Origin of the sequence: Microbulbifer sp. MCCC 1A16149 (assembly GCF_050368945.1) — a bacterium.
GTDB lineage: Bacteria > Pseudomonadota > Gammaproteobacteria > Pseudomonadales > Cellvibrionaceae > Microbulbifer.
Genome location: NZ_CP185959.1, coordinates 3,810,099 through 3,828,289, shown reverse-complemented (window position 1 = coordinate 3,828,289; position 18,191 = coordinate 3,810,099). Strand labels below are relative to the sequence as shown.

10 protein-coding genes are annotated in these 18,191 nt (G+C 56.9%); 8 read left to right on the top strand and 2 right to left on the bottom strand.

From position 1 onward, the window contains the following. The first annotated feature begins 23 nt into the window (after positions 1-23). The gene (locus ACONT6_RS15770) at positions 24-515 is read left to right on the top strand and encodes a nitrate reductase cytochrome c-type subunit (protein ID WP_428819378.1); all 492 of its coding nucleotides are present in this window, start codon (positions 24-26) and stop codon (positions 513-515) included. Positions 516-549: 34 nt separating this feature from the next. After that, positions 550-1,245, top strand: a complete 696-nt coding sequence (locus tag ACONT6_RS15765; RefSeq protein WP_428819377.1) for a cytochrome c3 family protein — start codon at positions 550-552, stop codon at positions 1,243-1,245. Between the two features lie 243 nt (positions 1,246-1,488). Here ACONT6_RS15765 and ACONT6_RS15760 read toward each other — a convergent pair whose 3' ends face one another. Both ACONT6_RS15760 and uxaC read right to left on the bottom strand, forming a co-directional pair. Beyond that, the gene (locus ACONT6_RS15760; protein ID WP_428819376.1) at positions 1,489-2,976 is read right to left on the bottom strand and encodes a mannitol dehydrogenase family protein; all 1,488 of its coding nucleotides are present in this window, start codon (positions 2,974-2,976) and stop codon (positions 1,489-1,491) included. Next, positions 2,973-4,388: a glucuronate isomerase gene (uxaC, locus tag ACONT6_RS15755; RefSeq protein WP_428819375.1), complete on the bottom strand. Its 1,416-nt coding sequence runs from the start codon at positions 4,386-4,388 to the stop codon at positions 2,973-2,975. The genes ACONT6_RS15760 and uxaC overlap by 4 nt, the downstream gene beginning before the upstream one ends. A gap of 505 nt (positions 4,389-4,893) precedes the next feature. On the opposite strand from uxaC, the gene ACONT6_RS15750 reads away from it, so the two are divergent. The 6 genes from ACONT6_RS15750 (at position 4,894) to ACONT6_RS15725 (ending at position 17,920) form a co-directional block, all read left to right on the top strand. Further along, positions 4,894-5,874, top strand: coding sequence for a sugar kinase (locus ACONT6_RS15750; RefSeq protein WP_428819374.1), 981 nt, complete (start codon positions 4,894-4,896; stop codon positions 5,872-5,874). A 346-nt stretch (positions 5,875-6,220) separates the two neighbouring features. After that, positions 6,221-7,213 carry a TRAP transporter substrate-binding protein gene (locus tag ACONT6_RS15745; RefSeq protein WP_428821525.1) on the top strand — a complete coding sequence of 331 codons (993 nt, stop codon included), beginning with the start codon at positions 6,221-6,223 and terminating at the stop codon, positions 7,211-7,213. An 87-nt stretch (positions 7,214-7,300) separates the two neighbouring features. Next, entirely contained in the window at positions 7,301-7,879 is a 579-nt protein-coding gene (locus ACONT6_RS15740) for a TRAP transporter small permease (protein ID WP_428821524.1), read from the top strand. Positions 7,880-7,894: 15 nt separating this feature from the next. Continuing rightward, positions 7,895-9,196 (top strand): TRAP transporter large permease, encoded by a 1,302-nt coding sequence (locus tag ACONT6_RS15735; RefSeq protein ID WP_428819373.1) that lies wholly within the window; start codon positions 7,895-7,897, stop codon positions 9,194-9,196. A gap of 585 nt (positions 9,197-9,781) precedes the next feature. Beyond that, positions 9,782-13,507: a carbohydrate-binding protein gene (locus tag ACONT6_RS15730; protein ID WP_428819372.1), complete on the top strand. Its 3,726-nt coding sequence runs from the start codon at positions 9,782-9,784 to the stop codon at positions 13,505-13,507. Positions 13,508-13,954: 447 nt separating this feature from the next. Continuing rightward, positions 13,955-17,920: a pectate trisaccharide-lyase gene (locus ACONT6_RS15725; RefSeq protein WP_428819371.1), complete on the top strand. Its 3,966-nt coding sequence runs from the start codon at positions 13,955-13,957 to the stop codon at positions 17,918-17,920. The last annotated feature ends 271 nt before the right edge of the window (positions 17,921-18,191 follow it).

The following is an 18,191-nucleotide window of genomic DNA, read 5'->3' as shown; positions in this document are numbered from 1 at the left end:
TAAAACAAGGCTGATTAGCGATCATGAACACAAAACAGGTATTCACCATCGTCGTTGCCCTCATCGTATTTGTATGCGGTCTGGCAACGGTGGCGGAGCAGTTTCCCGATACGCCGGGACCGGATGGCATTCGCAAAGGCGGCACCTTGTTTGAAACGGAGGATGCCCCGCAACTTGCAGATCCGGTAAACGCCGATGGCAAGCGGGTGCGCGCCTATCCGGAGCAGCCGCCAACCATTCCGCATACGATTCGCGACTACCAGATCGACAAGAACAGCAACCGTTGCCTGGAGTGTCACAACCGTATCCAGACCGGTGTCAGTGGTGCGCCCATGATCAGTATCACCCACTTTATGGATCGCGATTTCCAGGTGCTCGCGGATGTGGCGCCGCGCAGATATTTCTGCCTGCAGTGCCACGTTCCACAGACCAAGGCGAAATCGTCCGTCGGCAACACCTTTGAGGATGTGGATATCCTGCTGCGCAAAGAGAAGCAGTCGCAGGGTGAGCAGTAATACATCCAACAACAATCGATCCGGGAACTGAGTGATGATTGACTGGATAAAAGGCTACTGGCGTACGCTGAGCCGCCCCGCCACGGCATTCAGCCTTGGCTTCCTGTTGCTGAGTGGTTTTATCGCCGGGATTATATTCTGGGGTGGCTTCAACACCGCCCTGGAGGCCACCAACACCGAGAAATTCTGTATCAGTTGCCATGAGATGCAGGACAATGTCTATCAGGAGTTGAAAGGCACCATTCACTGGACCAACCGCTCCGGGGTGCGAGCCACCTGTCCCGATTGTCATGTGCCGCACGAGTGGACCCACAAGATTGCGCGCAAAATGCAGGCCTCAAAAGAAGTCTGGGGCAAGATTTTCGGGACGATCAGTACCCGCGAAAAATTCCTCGACAAGCGTCTGGAGCTGGCCCGTCACGAGTGGGCGCGACTCAAGGCCAACGACTCCCTGGAGTGCCGTAACTGTCACGATTTCGAGTATATGGATTTCAGTGTGCAGAGCCCGCGCGCGCGCAAGTTGCACTCCACCCAGCTGGCTACTGGCAATGCCACGTGTATCGATTGCCACCGGGGTATTGCACACCACCTGCCGAATATGCAGAACGAAGATGCCTGGGGACCGGATGATCCCGCGCACGATGCCAGTCGCTTTGGTGACGACAATCCGCTGAAGTTGAAGGATGGCAAAGAGGCAGAAAATGAGAAACCGGAGGAAGATACGCCTTAGGAAAGAGCTTGAGAAAACGGGCTGGAAAATCGTAAGTCCAGATCTCAGATAAAAATGCCAGACAAAAAAAATCCCGCGGTGTTGGCCGCGGGATCAGAAAACGTTTCCAAGGGAGATCCTTAAACAGGCATGGAAACTTAGCGAGAAAAACTAAAAAACAACATTAAAAAAACAAATAAAACAAACTAAAACTGTGACAAACAGTGCCTGAATCAGGCTGATAACATAATCTTTAAATTGGCATCACACAGAAAAATATTTCTGTGCGCAGGCCAGCGTACCTTCCGCATCCAGCTTGTCCAGCCAGTCGGTCAATGCGCTTTGCAGACGCTCGCTGTTACGCACGTCGTCGCCGAAAACCGGGGTATAAGCGAGGAACGCAGCAGCCAGTGCCGCACTGCCTTCAGGCTTGTACTGATCGCACAGCGCCTTCAGCTCCGCTGCCAGCGGATCGGAAACCTCGATGGCATTTCCCTTTTCGTCCACTGCCGATACATAGCGAATCCAGTTCGCCAGGGCAAAGCTCAGCACCTCGATGGGGCCATCGTTTTCCAGCTGATGGCGCAGGGTGCCCAGCCAGCGCTGCGGGATCTTCTGCGAACCGTCCATGGCAATCTGCCAGGTGCGGTGGCGCAGCGCGCGGTTCTCGAAACGCTCGATCAATTCCGCCTGGTATGCGGCAATATCGAAGTCCGCTGGTACATCGATGGAAGTGGTCGCTTCGGACTGCATGAAGTGCAGCGCAAGCTTGTTGAACGCCGGCACCGCCATCACATCCGCCACCGTCTCACAGCCCGCGAGATAACCGCTGTAAGCCAGCATCGAGTGGCTGCCGTTCAACAGGCGCAACTTGATCAGCTCGTAGACTTCCACATCGTCTACAAATGTCGCACCGGCCTTGTCCCACTCGGGACGACCGCGCAGGAAATTGTCTTCCACCACCCACTGGGAGAAAGGCTCCGCCATCACCGCCGCCTCATCGCGACAGCCCAGAATACCTTCCAGCTCTTCGCGGTCTGCATCGGTAGTAGCCGGCACAATACGGTCCACCATGGTGGCCGGAGTTGTGGTGTTCTCGGCAATCCACTCTGCCAGTTCCGCATTCACTTTCTCGGCGTACTGGCTCAGCACCTTGCCCAGCAGCTTGCCGTTGGACGGCAGGTTATCGCAGGACAGTACGGTAAAGCCCGGCAGACCGCGCTCCTTGCGCAGCGCCAGCGCGCCCACGATGTAACCCAGGGCGGACTTCGGAGCCTGCGGGTTTTGCAGATCGTGTACCACGTCCGGGTGTTGCGGGTTCAGATTGCCGCTGGCCGGATCGTGGCAGTAACCTTTTTCGGTAATGGTCAGGGAAACAATACGTACACTTTCCTGGGCCAGCAGCTCCAGCAATTGCTGTGGGCTTTCCGGGCCCACATACACATCGCTCACCGCGCCGATGATCTGCACCTTGGTGCCCGCATTGGATTTCTCCACCACGGAATAGAGACCGTTCTGTGGTACCAGTTGATCGCGGACACCGGCGGAGCGCAGGCTTGCACCGACGATACCCCAGTCCTTTTCACCGGCAGTAATACGGTTTTCCGTGTACCACGCCTGGTGCGCGCGATGGAAAGCGCCGATACCCAGGTGCACGATGCCGGTAGTGACTTCGCTGCGGTCATAGGCGGGCTTGATCACCGACCCGGGAAGGTTTTCGAGAATACTGTTGTTGAGTCTTTGTTGGGTCATAGCTTGTATGCCTTCTTCGCCAGGTTGTAGGCGAGGTCTGCGGCCAGTTCGAAGGCTTCGTCTTCTTGCAGGCGGTGGTCGGAGACCAGCTGCGACAGCCATACGCAGTCCATGCGGCGCGCCACATCGTGACGGGCGGGGATGGAAAGGAACGCGCGGGTATCGTCATTGAAGCCGACGGTATTGTAGAAACCGGCAGTTTCTGTGACCTGCTCGCGGAAACGACGCATACCTTCCGGGCTATCGTGGAACCACCAGGACGGGCCCAGTTTCAGTGCCGGGTAATGACCGGCCAGCGGCGCCAGCTCGCGGCTGTAGCTGGTCTCATCCAGAGTAAACAGAATGATCGACAGGTTCGGCTCATTGCCCACCGCTTCCAGCAGCGGCTGCAGCGCGTGTACGTAATCGGTCTGCGAAGGAATATCGCAACCCTTATCGCGGCCGAAGCGATCGAACACCACCTTGTTGTGGTTGCGGAAAGAGCCCGGGTGAATCTGCATCACCAGGCCGTCCTCGATACTCATACGCGCCATCTCGGTCAGCATCTGACCGCGGAACAGCTCCGCGTCTTCAGCGCTGCACTTGCCATCGCGCACCTTCAGGAACAGTGCTTCGGCCTCGGACGCCGACAGATTCGCGGTGGTCGCAGTCGGGTGGCCGTGGTCGGTAGAGGTCGCGCCCATCTGCTTGAAGAACTCGCGACGGTTGCGCAGTGCCGCCAGGTAACCGGACCAGGAGGAAGTATCCTCACCGGTGATTTCCGCCAGCTGCGCCAGGTTATCCACAAAGCCTTCAAAATCGGGATCCAGTACCGGGTCCGGACGGAACGCAGTGATCACGCGACCCTTCCAGCCACTGTCCAGGATCTTCTGGTGATGACGCAGATCGTCCAGCGGGGATTCGGTGGTGGCAATCACCTCGATGTTGAAACGCTCGAACAGCGCGCGCGGCAGGAACTCCGGCTGGCGCAGGTAGCTGTCGATGCGCTCGTAATACTGCTGCGCGGTGTCACCGTTCAGCTGCACATCCAGCTCGAAAACATCGTGGAACACGGTGTCCAGCCAGGTGCGCGACGGGGTGCCGCGGAACAGGTAGTAGTTTTCGGCAAAAATCTGCCAGATCTTGCGCGGGTCCTGCTCAACCTCGGTGCCGTCCTGGGTGCGGATGCCCAGGCTCTCTAGGGGAATGCCCTGGGAGTACAGCATGCGGAATACGTAGTGGTCCGGACGGATCAACAGATTGGCCGGGTTGCCGAACGGCTGGTTTTCCGCAAACCACGACGGATCGGTGTGGCCGTGCGGGCTGATGATCGGCAGATCCTTTACGCTCTCGTAAAGTTTGCGGGCAATGTCCCGGCTCACTTTGTCGGCCGGAAACAGACGGTCGGGATGCAGGATCAGAGGGCGTGTCATGTTGGATGCTTCCAGATTTCGGGTTTGCCATTCGGGGCCGGGATCGGGTCTCGGCCCACCTTATTCTTGTGTGAATTCACCATCGCCACGACCGTGCAGGTCGGACTCGCCCGGAACGAGAAAAAGCCCGGCTCGCCGCGCAACAGGCAGTGCGAGGGAGCGGGCGGCATGCGCAAAATAAAAGGCCAAGGGGTCCAAACCAGCCCCCTGTGCCTGCTGCGCCAGACGATGGAGAAAACCTCGATGCTGAGTTAAACGCGGTATCAGCAACGATTGTTGTCATGGTGCCAAAAATTGGTTATACCAGTCAACCATTCTGGTAAGGCATTTTGAAAATTGCTACTGTAGGCACCCGCGGCAGGTGGTTTGAACGGGTAGTGTGTACCTGTCATTTCACGGGGGCGAGACCGGCACCACGCCGGTGGCGCGGTAAGCGTGCCGCCGGAATAAAATAGTAATAATGACTATTAGATAACATATTCTGCATACCTATTGGGAGAGTCGAGTGAAACTGGCAGCACTGGGAGAGGTCATGGTGGAGCTGGCGCCGCAAGCGTCAGTTCAGGCGGAGGGGCAGGCCGAGAGTCAAAACAAGCCCCTGTTGGCACAGTCCTACGCCGGGGATACCTACAACACCGCGGTGTATATCGCCCGCGGTGGTGTCAGTGTGAGCTACGTAACGCTGCTTGGCGATGACCCGTACAGTGAGGAAGTGCTTACTCGCCTTGTTGCCGAGAATATCGATACCTCGGCCATTGCGCGCCTGCCGGGGCGTTGTCCCGGTCTGTATATGATCCAGAACACCCCGGACGGCGAGCGCTACTTTACCTACTGGCGCGGTGAGGCCCCGGCGCGGGAGCTGTTTGCCGATCCCGCCCGGCGCGAAGCGCTCAAGACCCACCTGCTGCAGATGGACTGCCTGTATCTCTCCGGTATTACCCTCGCCATCATGAGTGATGAAGCGCGCGCCGAGCTGCTCGCATTCCTGGCGGAGTATCGCGCCCAGGGCGGTCGCGTCGCCTTCGACAGCAATTATCGCCCGCGCCTGTGGGCGTCTGCAGATGCCGCGCGGGAAGCGGTCGCGCAGTTCCTGCAGCAGGCGGATATGGCGCTGCTGACCTTTGAAGATGAGCAGGCCCTGTGGGGCGACAAGCGCCCGGGCAGCTGCGCCAAGCGCAATGCGGGCTTCGGAGTGGCGGAGCTGGTGATCAAGCGCGGTGCCGAGCCCGTCCTGTTACAGCGCGAGGGAGAGCTGACGGCTATTGATGTTCCCGCCGTGAGCAGCGTGGTGGATACCACCGGTGCCGGGGACTCGTTCAATGCCGGCTACCTGGCTGCGCGCTTGCAGGGAGCGACACCGGAGCAGTCCGTTGCCGCGGGCAACCGCTGTGCCGCGCGGGTGATTGGCCATCGCGGCGCGATTATTCCTCGCGACGAATACCTCTCTGCGGTCGCCGCGGATGCGGTTGCCGAGGTGGCCTGCTGAGCGGCGGTCACCAGAGGGGGCGCTGCGGTCACGCCTAGCGGTAAAAGAGGGGCCAAAAAGTATCCGTTATGGCGTAAAATTCACCGCTTTTGGCGCCCGCAGGTTGGGACTTGAGGGCGTGCTTGGCGGGTGGCGTCGCGCGAGAATCCACCGGGGTGTGGATAAATCTGTGTAGTCGGATTGCGCCCTCTGACCAGTTGTTGGTAGCATGGTATGACCAGTTTGGTCTGCCATGTGCGCTCATGCTTGCTTCCGAAGGTAAATAGGTCGAGAGGCAAATAAAGAAAGCGTCCAGGTAACACCAATAAACCTGTACCCGATAAGAAATAAATCGCAGGTCACAATGATGATAACGAGAAAACTCTGGCGGCAGCTGCGCGCTGCGGTCCTGGCGGGCACTACCGTGGTGCTGGCAAGCTGTGGATTTCAGGACGACCAGGTCGCGCTCAAGCTGGCGCACACCCTGGACCAGCAGCACTCGGTGCACCGCGCCATGGTATTTATGGATGAGCGCCTGCGCGAGCTATCCGGCGATACCATGCGTATCGATATCTATTCTGGCGGCCAGCTGGGCAGCGAGCGCGAATTGATCGAGCTGCTGCAGATCGGCAGCCTGGCCATGACCAAGGTTTCCGCCAGCCCCATGGAGGGCTTTGTGCCGGAGATGAAGGTCTTCAACCTTCCCTACGTATTCCGCGATTCCGAACACTTCTGGAATGTCCTGCAGAGCCCAATCGGCAAGGACCTGCTGCTGGCCTGTGAGCGCGCGCGCCTGCGCGGCCTGGGCTACCTGGATGCCGGCAGCCGCAGTTTCTACATGAACGATATTGCGGTACAGACCCCGAAAGATCTGAATGGCCAGAAGATTCGCGTTCAGAACAGCCAGACCGCCATCAAAATGGTTAACACCCTGGGCGGCGCCGCAACCCCGGTGAGCTGGGGTGAGCTGTACACTGCTCTGCAGCAGGGCGTGGTCAACGGTGCGGAAAACAACCCGCCGAGTTTCTACCTCTCCAAGCACTACGAAGTTTCCAAGTATTACACCCTGGATGAGCACACCTATGTGCCTGACCTGCTGCTGATCAGCACCGAGGTCTGGAACAAGCTGGAACCGCAGCAGCAGGCGTGGCTGAGTCAGGCGGTGGATGAAGCGGTGACTTATCAGCGCAAGCTTTGGCAGGAGTCCACCGAGGAATCTCTGGCAGCAGTGAAGGCAGCCGGTGTGGAAGTGATCTACCCCGACAAGCAGCCGTTTATCGATGCGGTCAAGCCGCTGCACGACAGCTACAAGGGCACCGAAGTGGGTGACCTGCTGGACCAGATCAAGGCCGTTAACTAACTGAACTTACCTTTTTATGCAGGAGCCAGCAGGCTCCTGCAAACAGAACGACAGCCACTAAAAAAATAACAGTGGAAGGCGAAGATGATGCAAAAAATTGAAAAAGCACTGGCGGTGGTGCTGGGTTCGCTGCTGGCACTGATGGTGCTGGATGTGACCTGGCAGATCCTCACCCGCTTCCTGCCCATGCAGCCCAGCTCCTATACCGAAGAGCTGGCCCGCTACCTGCTGGTGTGGATTGGCCTGCTGGGCGGTGCCTACGCCTATCGCAAGCGCTCCCACCTGGGTATCGACCTGTTGACCAACGCACTGCACGGAGCCAAGCGCCGCGCGCTGCAGATCTTTGTGGTGCTGGTGTGTTTCGCTTTTGCCGCATCCGCCATGGTCTACGGCGGTACCAAGCTGATGTTACTGACCTTTGAGCTGGAGCAGTATTCCGCGGCGCTGAACGTGCCGATGGGGTATGTGTACAGCGTCTTGCCGCTTTCCGGGGTGCTGATCTGCATCTTCTCCATCGATCACCTGATCGAGCTGGTGAACGCGAAAGAGGAGCTGCCCGCGGACTTCGATTCCGAAGTGCATCCCTACACCGACGACGCGCAACCTGCCGATGCGCAGGCCCTTAAAGAAAAACAAAAGCAGCCCGAAGCTGCCGTCGAAGCCTAAGCGAGGAGAAACATCGTGGAAGTTGCAGTTCTGGTATTGCTGGTCAGTTTTCTGATCCTTCTCGCCCTGAATGTTCCCATTTCCATCAGTATTGGTGCGGCTACCGTGCTCACCATGCTGTGTACCATCGATTTTGACCCGGCGATGATCACCATGGCCCAGCGTATGGCCAGCGGTATCGACAGTTTCGCCCTGCTCGCCATTCCGTTCTTTATTTTCTCCGGCATGCTGATGGGCAGCGGCGGTATTGCCCGGCGCATAATCGACTTCGCCCGGGTGTTGGTGGGCATGTTGCCCGGCGGCCTGGCGTTCGTGAACATCATCAGCTGCACCCTGTTCGGTTCCATTTCCGGATCTGCGGTTGCTGCCACTTCGGCCATTGGCGGTTTCATGATTCCGTCCATGACCAAAGAGGGATACGACAAGAACTTCAACACTGCGGTAACCGTGGCTTCCTCCACCACCGGCCTGTTGATTCCGCCGAGCAATATCCTGATCGTGTTCTCCCTCGCCTCCGGTGGTGTTTCCATCGCCGCGCTGTTTATCGCCGGTTACCTGCCGGGCCTGCTGCTGGCCCTGGGGCTGATGATGGTTTGCGGCATCTGGGCGAAAGCCAAAGGCTACCCGGTAGGCGAAAAGCCCACGCTCAAGGAAGCCTTCCAAAAGACTGTCGACGCTGTGCCGAGCCTGTTCCTGATCTTTATCGTGATCGGCGGCATCATCAGCGGCTTCTTTACTGCTACTGAAGCCAGTGCGATTGCGGTGCTCTATTCGCTGCTGCTTTCCTGTGTGGTGTACAAGGAAGTGAAGTTCAGCCAGCTGCCGGCGCTGTTGACCAAGTCGGTGGAGACCACGGCCATCGTGATGTTCCTGATCGCAGCGTCTTCGGCCATGTCCTGGATCATGTCTTACCAGAATATTCCGCAGACCATCAGCCAGGCGCTGATCACCCTGAGCGACAACCCGCTGCTGATCCTGCTCACCATCAACCTGATTCTGCTCGCGGTCGGTGCCTTTATGGATATGACCCCGGCGGTGCTGATCTTTACCCCCATCTTCCTGCCGGTAGTGACCGAGCTGGGAATGTCGCCGCTGCAGTTCGGTATCGTGATGATCTTGAACCTGTGTATTGGCCTGTGTACGCCGCCAGTGGGCAGTGTGCTGTTCGTCGGGGCGAGTATTTCCAAAACGTCGATTACCGCTTTGATACGGCCGCTGATGCCCATGTACCTGATGATGTTTGCGGTACTGGCACTGGTGACCCTGGTGCCTGCAATCAGCGAGTTCCTGCCGCGTGCACTGGGTCTGATCGAGTAAGCCCTTGGGGCAAATAGTTTTTCATTGATTTCCTCGCATTATCAGGATGGCATTGCCGGGCTTTAAGCCCGGCTTTTTTTTGCCTGCGGGAAATGCAAGGGCGAGGGATATGGTGGGGTATGGATGACTCTCCGATACGCCCGGGTGCTTTCGGTGACTGGTCAAGCAAGATTGGCTATTCCAGTTTTTGGTCATTAGTCCAGAAAACCTGGAGTTTGACGTCAATTTAATGTATTTGGCGCCAAATACACGGTAAGTCATGAATTTTTTCCGAAAAACTTCACAAAACAGGGATTGTTGTTAAGAGTTCCGTTTACATGGTTCGAGAATTTGCCTAACCTCTAATCGTTCTTTGGTATTGCCAATTTTTTAAGCGGTATAACAAAAATGGCGATCCATATAACCTGGACGGTTACGCAGTATCTACCGCCCAACTGCGATGATGATTGGTCCTGCTTTTCTCAAGTCCTGCTTTCCTGACGTGGTATCTCAGACAGTAGTTCTCAGTTGCGCCCTTCCGGGGGAGCGATGCTGTGGCCGATCGTCCGAAAAAATCTTCTCAATAAAAATATAACGGAAGGTCACATGCAATTTGAGCTGAAGAAAACAGCGGCGCTTAGTGCGTTGCTGGGTAGCTTTATGGCCGCCGGGGCAACCGCGCAGCCAGTGGGCTACGCGACCCTGAACGGCGGCACTACCGGCGGTGCGGGCGGTGAAGTGGTGTATGCCACCACCGGTACCGAAATCCACGCCGCGCTGTGTAATCGCCCATCCAGCGATACCCCGATCATCATTCACGTCGAAGGCACCATCAATCACGGCAATACCAGCAAGGTGTCCGGTGACAGCTGTAATACCGCGGAAGACAAGATTGAAATCAAAGACGTCAGCAACATCTCGTTGATTGGTGTGGGCAACGGCGCACTGTTCGATGAATTGGGTATCCACCTGCGCAATGCCTCCAACGTCATTCTGCAAAATCTGCACGTACGGAATGTGAAAAAATCCGGTACTCCCACCTCAAACGGTGGCGATGCCATCGGTATGGAGACCAACGTATACAACGTGTGGGCGGATCACCTCACCCTGGAAGCGTCCGGTGGCGAGAGCGACGGTTACGATGCGCTGTTTGATATGAAGGCGACCACAAAGTATGTGACCCTTTCCTACAGCATTCTGCGCAACTCGGGCCGCGGTGGCCTGGTTGGCTCCAGTGACAGTGACGACAATAACGGTCCGGTCACCTTCCACCACAACCTGTATGAGAATATTGATTCCCGCACGCCCTTGCTGCGTCATGCCACCGCGCACGCGTTCAACAACCACTATGTAGGTTTGAACAAGTCCGGTATGAACCCGCGCATCGGCGGTGTGATGAAGGCGGAAAACAACTACTTCGAGAATTCCAAAGACCCCCTCGGTACTTTCTACACCGACGATATGGGTTACTGGGAAGTTAGCGGAAATATCTGGTCGAATGTTACCTGGAGCCCGGAAGCTACCGATTATCATCCTGCGGGCCCCAACCCGGTTTCCACCACCAGCCTGAATGTTCCCTACAGCTATGCGATTAGTGACGCGGGCTGCGTTCCACAGATTGTGGCGGCGACCGCGGGTGCCAACAATGGCCTCTTGGTAGACGACGGCAACTGTGAAGTGACCGGTGGCGGCAGTAGCTCTTCCAGTTCCTCGAGCTCTTCCGGCGGCAGCTCCAGTTCCTCAAGCTCTTCTAGTTCTGGCGGTACATCCTCCAGCAGTTCCAGCTCTTCCTCTTCGAGCAGCTCCGGCGGCACCGGCAGTTCCGGTGGCAGCCTGCCCGCAGAACTGGGCCCGAACCTGTCCATCGGTGCGGGCTCCGACGGTTCCAGCAAAGGCAGCGGCAGCTACGGCGATGTGCGCGACGGCGACCTGAGTTCCGCCTGGCAGCCTTCGTCCAGTAGCGGCGAGCGTGTCTCCATCAAGTGGAGCAGCGATACCAGCTTCAACACCGTGATCATCCGCGAGAGCGGCGACGCGGTGCAGGGTTGGCGTCTGGTGAACAACGACACTGGTGCGGAGCTGGCTTCTGGCAACGGCATCGGCAGCGAGATGCAGGTGTATCTGGGCGATGTATCCATGTCCAAGATCAACCTGGAAATCGACAGCGCCAGCAGTGCGCCGTACATCGCCGAGTTTGAGGTGTACAACGCGACCGGCGATGTAAGCTCTTCCTCGTCCGGTGGGTCTTCTTCCAGTAGCTCCTCCTCCGGCTCCGGCAGCAGCTCTTCTTCCAGCTCTGGTGGTGGTGGTGTTGTTTCCACACTGGTACTTCAGGAAACTGAAGCTGGCTTCTGCGCCGTTGATGGCGCCCTGGAAACCGAGCACGCAGGCTTCACTGGCTTCGGCTACGCCAACACCGAAAATGCAAGCGGTACTGGTGTGGAGTGGTCTGTGGTCGTTCCGACTGCGGGCACCTATACCCTGGATGTGCGCTTTGCCAACGGCGGTGGCGATCGCCCGGGCACCGTTCTGGTCAATGGTGTCGGTCAGGCTACCGTTGCTCTCAATGACACCGGTGCCTGGAATGCCTACACCAGCGAGAGTGTGACCGTGACTCTGGCCGCGGGCTACAACGACATCCGTCTGCAAGCGACCGGCAGCAGTGGTTTGGCAAATATCGACAGCCTCTCTGTGACCGGTGTCGAGCCGGTGGCTGGCGACTGCGCAGGTGGTAGCGACGGTGGTTCTTCCTCTGGCGGCAGCTCTTCTTCCAGCAGTTCTTCCAGTAGCTCCAGCTCCTCCTCCGGTGGTAGCAGCTCCAGCAGCAGCTCCTCTTCATCCGGTGGAACCAGCAGCTCGTCCAGTTCTTCCAGTGGCGGTAGCTCTTCCTCCGGCGGTGCTTTCCCGTCCCCGGAAGTGAGTAACGCCTGTTACATCCTGGCTACCGACCCGAATGTAAACTGGCGCGATTCTGCGGAGCTGAATACCGATCAGGAAATCGTGGAGTGCCTGTCTGCAACCCTGGGCCGTGCGGTTGGCTATGGTGAAAACGCCCTCGGCGGTTACGATCCGAACGGCACCAGCCAGCTGACAGTGATCACCAAAAACGATCCCCAGGGTCGTAGCGTTGAGCAGCAGCTTCTGGACGCAGTAACCGGTGACGATCACAACTGGATCGTTTTCGACAAGTTCGATTTCGCCCAGGAAACGGAAATTTCCATGCACCGTAACCACTGTGCTGACAGCTCCGTACAGACCGCAATCGGCGGTACCGAAGCTCAGTGTATCGACTACCGTCAGTGGTGTGCCGACAACGGCGTTTCCAGTGAGAATTGTGCAGTTGAGTTCTTTAATAATCGACTGAACGACAAGAGCCTGCCAATTCGCAATACCAAGATCGGTTCCAACAAAACCCTCGACGGTCGACTGAGCAACGGCTACTTCCGCTTTAATGGTTTTGCCATCGGTGCGGACAGCAGTGGCGCGCCCACCATGACCTCCGAGAGTGTGATCCTGACCCATCTGGACTTCCGCGGCGCGGGCCACACCGAAGACCACGGCCTGGATCCGGATATGATCCGTAACACCGGTGCATCCCACGATATCTGGATTCACAAGAACACCTTCGACACCACCGGTGACGCGGCGTTTGATGTGAAGGTGGGTGCCTACGACATCACAATTTCCTTTAACAAGCTGATTAATGTGAAGCGTGCGGCGCTGCACGGATCCAGTGATAGCCGCGAAATCAACGCGCAGATTACTACCACCATGCACCACAACGCGTTTGTTACCACCGATGACAACTACAGCTACCTGGGTAATACCCTGCGTCGCGTACCGTTGATTCGTCGTGGTACCACGCACATGTTCGACAACTTCTTTATGAACTACCGCAAAGACATCCTGAGTGTACGTGTCGGTGCGACGGTTCTGTGGGAAGACAACATGGTACTGATGAATCGCATTCATCAGGAAAAAGACGATGTGGTGCAGGCGTTGACCGAGCGCGGTGAAGAGCTTGCGCGCGATGTGGCCGATGGTAATTTCCGCAGCGAAGGTACCAAGGTCTGGTTCTCCGATGCGGCCTGCAATCTTGATCCCACCCTGGAATACGAAATTGCAGATGCCTCCGGATCCGTGGCCGACCTGAAGCAGAACTACTCCCAGTACTCCCGCGATCTGATCGCCGCCGAGCGTCGCCCGGCAGGTCAGGAGCTCGCGGACTATGTAACTGCGACTGCGGGTAAAGATGGGGAAATCCCGTTCAACTCGCCGCTGGGTTACAGTCAGAGCTATGTGATTGGTCTGGGTGAAGTGGCCTGTCAGTAGTTTCCTGATAGACCTGACTTAACTGTCATAAGGCCCGTGCATTGAAAGATGTACGGGCCTTTTTTTATCTCTGAAAGAACTGGGGGTGAGCCATAAATATGACTGTACTGAAGACTCGCGACATAAATGTGCGCGTTTTGTCGATATTTACGCCGAACGCCCCGCGATGGGGTGCAACAGGCTTTACACGCGAGTCTATTCTGACTAACCTCTTCCGTGCTTTTGGTATTGCCAATTATGGTCTCAGCAGAAGGCCGAAAAATACAATAATGGCAAACCAATATTGCGGGCCGCGGCGCCTTGCGCGGTCCAGAGCGATGATGATTAGTCCCTAAGTTGTTCCCGTCAGCCCTGTGCCAGGGTGAGCAGTAGGGCTTTATTTCCGGGTGTTGTGCCTGTGACTGGTCGTCTGACTACTTCTAAATAAACATAAATATGGAAGGTCACATGCAAGTCAAGATGAAGAGAGCCGCAATGCTCAGTGCATTGCTGGGCAGCTTCGCGGCTGCGGATGTTTCCGCGCAGGCCACGGGGTTTGCCACGCAAAATGGCGGTACCACCGGTGGTGCCGGTGGTAATGTGGTGTACGCCACTACCGGTACCGAAATCCACGCCGCCCTGTGTAATCGCGCATCCAGCGATACCCCCATCATTATTCATGTCGAAGGCACCATCAATCACGGCAACACCAGCAAAGTGTCTGGTGACAGCTGTAATACCGCCGAAGACAAAATTGAAATCAAGGAAGTCAGCAACGTATCCATCATCGGTGTCGGCAACGGCGCGCTGTTTGATGAGCTGGGTATCCACCTGCGCAGCGCTTCCAACATCATTCTGCAGAACCTGCACGTGCGGAATGTCAAAAAGTCCGGTTCGCCGACGTCCAATGGCGGTGATGCAATCGGTATGGAAAGCAATGTTTACAACGTGTGGGCGGACCACCTGACCCTGGAGGCGTCCGGCGGTGAGAGTGAGGGCTACGACGCGTTGTTTGATATGAAGGCGGAGACCCAATACGTCACGCTTTCCTACAGCATCTTGCGCAACTCCGGCCGCGGTGGCCTTGTAGGTTCAAGCGATAGCGATCTCAATAATGGACCCGTCACCTTCCACCATAACCTTTACGAGAACATCGATTCACGCACGCCATTGCTGCGCGGTGCGACAGCGCACGCGTTCAACAATCATTACGTTGGTATCAACAAGTCCGGCATGAACCCGCGTATCGGCGGTGAAATGAAAGCGGAAAGCAACTACTTCGAAAACTCGAAGGATCCACTCGGCACTTTCTATACCGATGATATGGGTTACTGGGAAGTCAGCGGTAATATCTGGTCCAACATTACCTGGACCGCGGATGATACTGACAACCATCCAGCCGGCCCCAATCCGGTATCCACTACCTCGATCAGTATTCCCTACAACTATTCCCTGAGCGACGCGGGTTGTGTCCCGCAGATCGTGGCGGCCACTGCGGGTGCCAACAAAGGGATGCTGGTTGACGATGGTAACTGTGAAGTGACCGGCGGCGGTAGCTCTTCCGGCAGCTCCAGTTCGTCGAGCAGCTCGAGCTCTTCCAGCAGTTCTTCCGGCGGCACCTCCAGTTCGTCCAGTAGTTCCAGCTCAAGCTCCAGTTCTTCTGGCGGCAGCGGCGGTTCAGGCGGCGGAGAACTCGGCCCCAACCTGGCGCTGAGTGGCGATGCTGATGGTTCCAGTAAAGGTGGTGGTTCGAGCTATGGCAACGCCGTCGATGGTGACCTGAGCAGCTACTGGCAGCCATCCTCTTCCAGCGATGAGCGCATTTCCGCGAAAAATTTCGGTAGTGCGTTCAACACCGTGATCATTCGCGAAATCGGCAACAATGTGCAGGCCTGGCGCCTGGTGAATAACGATACCGGTGCGGAGCTCGCCTCTGGTAATGGTATCGGTTCTGCGCTGCAGGTTTATCTCGGCGACGTCAGCATGGACAAGATCAACCTGATGATCGACTCCGCATCCAGTGCGCCGCAGATTGCCGAGTTTGAAGTCTACAATGCCACTGGCAGTGGTTCCTCTTCCGGTGGCAGCAGTTCTTCTTCCTCCTCCTCCTCATCGTCTTCCGGTGGCAGTTCTTCCAGTGGCGGAAGCGTAACGCTGAATGTTGCGGTCAGTGGTTCCGACGCAAACCTGAACTGGAATATCAGCAACATTGATGTGCGCAACCAGGAGATTTACCGGGATACCGACCCGGATCCCGCTGGACGCCTACGCATCGCTTCCAGCGTTGTTGGCAACAGCTACACGGATATCGATCTCGCGGATGGCACTTACTACTACTGGATAAAAGTCACCGACCAGAATCTGGTGGTGTACAACTCCAACGGAGATGATGCTGTCATTGCAACTGCACCGACCACGCTGGTGTTGCAGGAAAACGAAGCGGGTTTCTGTTCCGTTGACGGAGCACTCGAGTCCGAGCATAGCGGTTACACCGGTTCCGGATATGCGAATACCGACAATGAAAGCGGTATGGGAGTGGACTGGTCCGTGGTGGTTCCACAAGCGGGTAACTACACCCTGAGCTGGCGCTACGCCAATGGCGGCAGCGATCGCCCTGCGGAAGTACTTGTCAATCAGGGCAGCCAGGCCAGCCTCGGTATGAGTGGCACCGGTGCCTGGGGTAACTACGCGGACAGTGGTTCTGTCACCGTATGGCTGAACGCTGGCTATAACGAAATTCGCCTGCAGGCTACCGGTGGTAGCGGCCTCGCCAATATCGACAGTGTTTCTGTCACCGGTGTGGCACCAGTTGCAGGAGATTGTGCCGGTGGTAGCGGTTCATCTTCCGGCGGCAGCTCATCAAGCAGTTCCAGTTCTTCTGGCGGCACCACCAGTTCCAGCAGCAGCTCTTCCTCTGGCGGTACCAGCAGTTCCTCCTCTTCTGGCGGTACCACCAGCTCGAGCTCGTCTTCCAGCGGTGGTACTTCCTCCTCTGGTGGCGCCTTCCCGTCCCCGGAAGTGAGTAACGCCTGCTACATCCTGGCTACCGATCCGAACGTCAACTGGCGCGACTCTGCCGAGCTGACTACGGATCAGGAAATTGTCGAGTGTCTTTCCAAAACCCTCGGCCGCGCTGTGGGCTACGGTGAAAATGCCATGGGTGGATACGATCCTAATGGCAATAGCCAGCTGACGGTGATCAGCAAAAATGATCCTCAGGGGCGCAGTGTCGAGCAGCAGCTGCTGGATGCGGTAACTGGGGATAGCCACAACTGGATTGTGTTCGACAAGTTCGACTTCGCCCAGGAGACCGAGATCTCCATGCACCGCAACCACTGTGCAGACAGTTCCGTGCAGGCGGCCATTGGCGGTACCGAAGCCCAGTGTATCGACTACCGTCAGTGGTGTGCCGATAACGGCTATTCCGGTGATGCCTGTCAGGTGGAGTTTTTCAATAACCGCTTGAATAACAGCAGCCTGCCGATTCGCAACACCAAAATTGGCTCGCACAAAACCCTCGACGGTCGACTGAGCAACGGCTACTTCCGCTTCAATGGTTTTGCCATTGGTGCCGACAGCAGCGGTCAGCCGACCCAGACCGCTGAGAGTGTGATCCTGACCCACCTGGACTTCCGCGGCGCGGGCCATACCGAAGACCATGGTCTCGACCCGGATATGATCCGTAACACCGGTGCGTCCCACGATATCTGGATTCACAAGAACACCTTCGACACCACCGGTGACGCGGCGTTTGATGTGAAGGTGGGGGCTTACGACATCACTATTTCCTTCAACAAGCTGATCAACGTGAAGCGTGCCGCACTGCACGGCTCCAGTGACAGCCGCGAAATCAACGCGCAGATCACAACCACCATGCACCACAACGCGTTTATCACCACCGATGATCACTACAGTGACCTGGGTAATACCCTGCGTCGCGTGCCGTTGATCCGTCGCGGTACCTCACACATGTTCAACAACTTCTTTATGAACTATCGCAAGGACATCCTGAGTGTGCGTGTCGGCGCGAGTGTGCTTTGGGAAGACAACATGTTCCTGATCAACTGGATTCACCAGGAAAAAGATGACGCTGTGGCATCCCTGTATGAACGCGGTGACCAGTTGGCACGGGATGTAACCGATGGCAACTTCCGCACCGACGGTTCACTGCTGTGGTACTCCGATGCGGCATGTAACCTGGATCCGTCCATCGAGTACGAGATCACCAACGCCTCCGGCAGTGTGGGCGATTTGTCCACAAACTACACGCAGTACTCGCGCGACATGATGGCCGCCGAGAATCTACCAGCGAGCCAGGCGATGGCGGATTACATCATCGCAACTGCGGGTAAAGACGGCGAGATTCCGTTTACGTCCCCACTCGGCTTTGACCAGAGCTATGTGATTGGTCTGGGTAGCGTCAGCTGTCAGTAGAGTGAGGTAAAGGAATAGCGGTAACCAAAGACCTAACCCATCCGTTGCAAGACGGATGGGCTTTTTCTAAGTAGACCGAATCCGGGCCCGCGGGCCCGGATTATTTTGCGCGAGATTCATTTGTCTTACTGTAGCCCCACATTGGTGCGCGGCGAGGCAGTGAAGAAGTACCGGCGTGTCCACTGCGTCGGGTAACAACAATAAAACCATAACTCAGGAGTATTCGATGAGAGTACACAGCGCATTCGTAAAGATGTCCTTAAGGATATCG

Coding starts and splice junctions, on each gene's coding strand:
- uxaC (WP_428819375.1), bottom strand. CDS start 4,388: ATGACACGCCCTCTGATCCTGCATCCCGACCGTCTGTTTCCGGCCGAC.
- ACONT6_RS15740 (WP_428821524.1), top strand. CDS start 7,301: ATGCAAAAAATTGAAAAAGCACTGGCGGTGGTGCTGGGTTCGCTGCTG.
- ACONT6_RS15730 (WP_428819372.1), top strand. CDS start 9,782: ATGCAATTTGAGCTGAAGAAAACAGCGGCGCTTAGTGCGTTGCTGGGT.
- ACONT6_RS15770 (WP_428819378.1), top strand. CDS start 24: ATGAACACAAAACAGGTATTCACCATCGTCGTTGCCCTCATCGTATTT.
- ACONT6_RS15765 (WP_428819377.1), top strand. CDS start 550: ATGATTGACTGGATAAAAGGCTACTGGCGTACGCTGAGCCGCCCCGCC.
- ACONT6_RS15745 (WP_428821525.1), top strand. CDS start 6,221: ATGATAACGAGAAAACTCTGGCGGCAGCTGCGCGCTGCGGTCCTGGCG.
- ACONT6_RS15725 (WP_428819371.1), top strand. CDS start 13,955: ATGCAAGTCAAGATGAAGAGAGCCGCAATGCTCAGTGCATTGCTGGGC.
- ACONT6_RS15760 (WP_428819376.1), bottom strand. CDS start 2,976: ATGACCCAACAAAGACTCAACAACAGTATTCTCGAAAACCTTCCCGGG.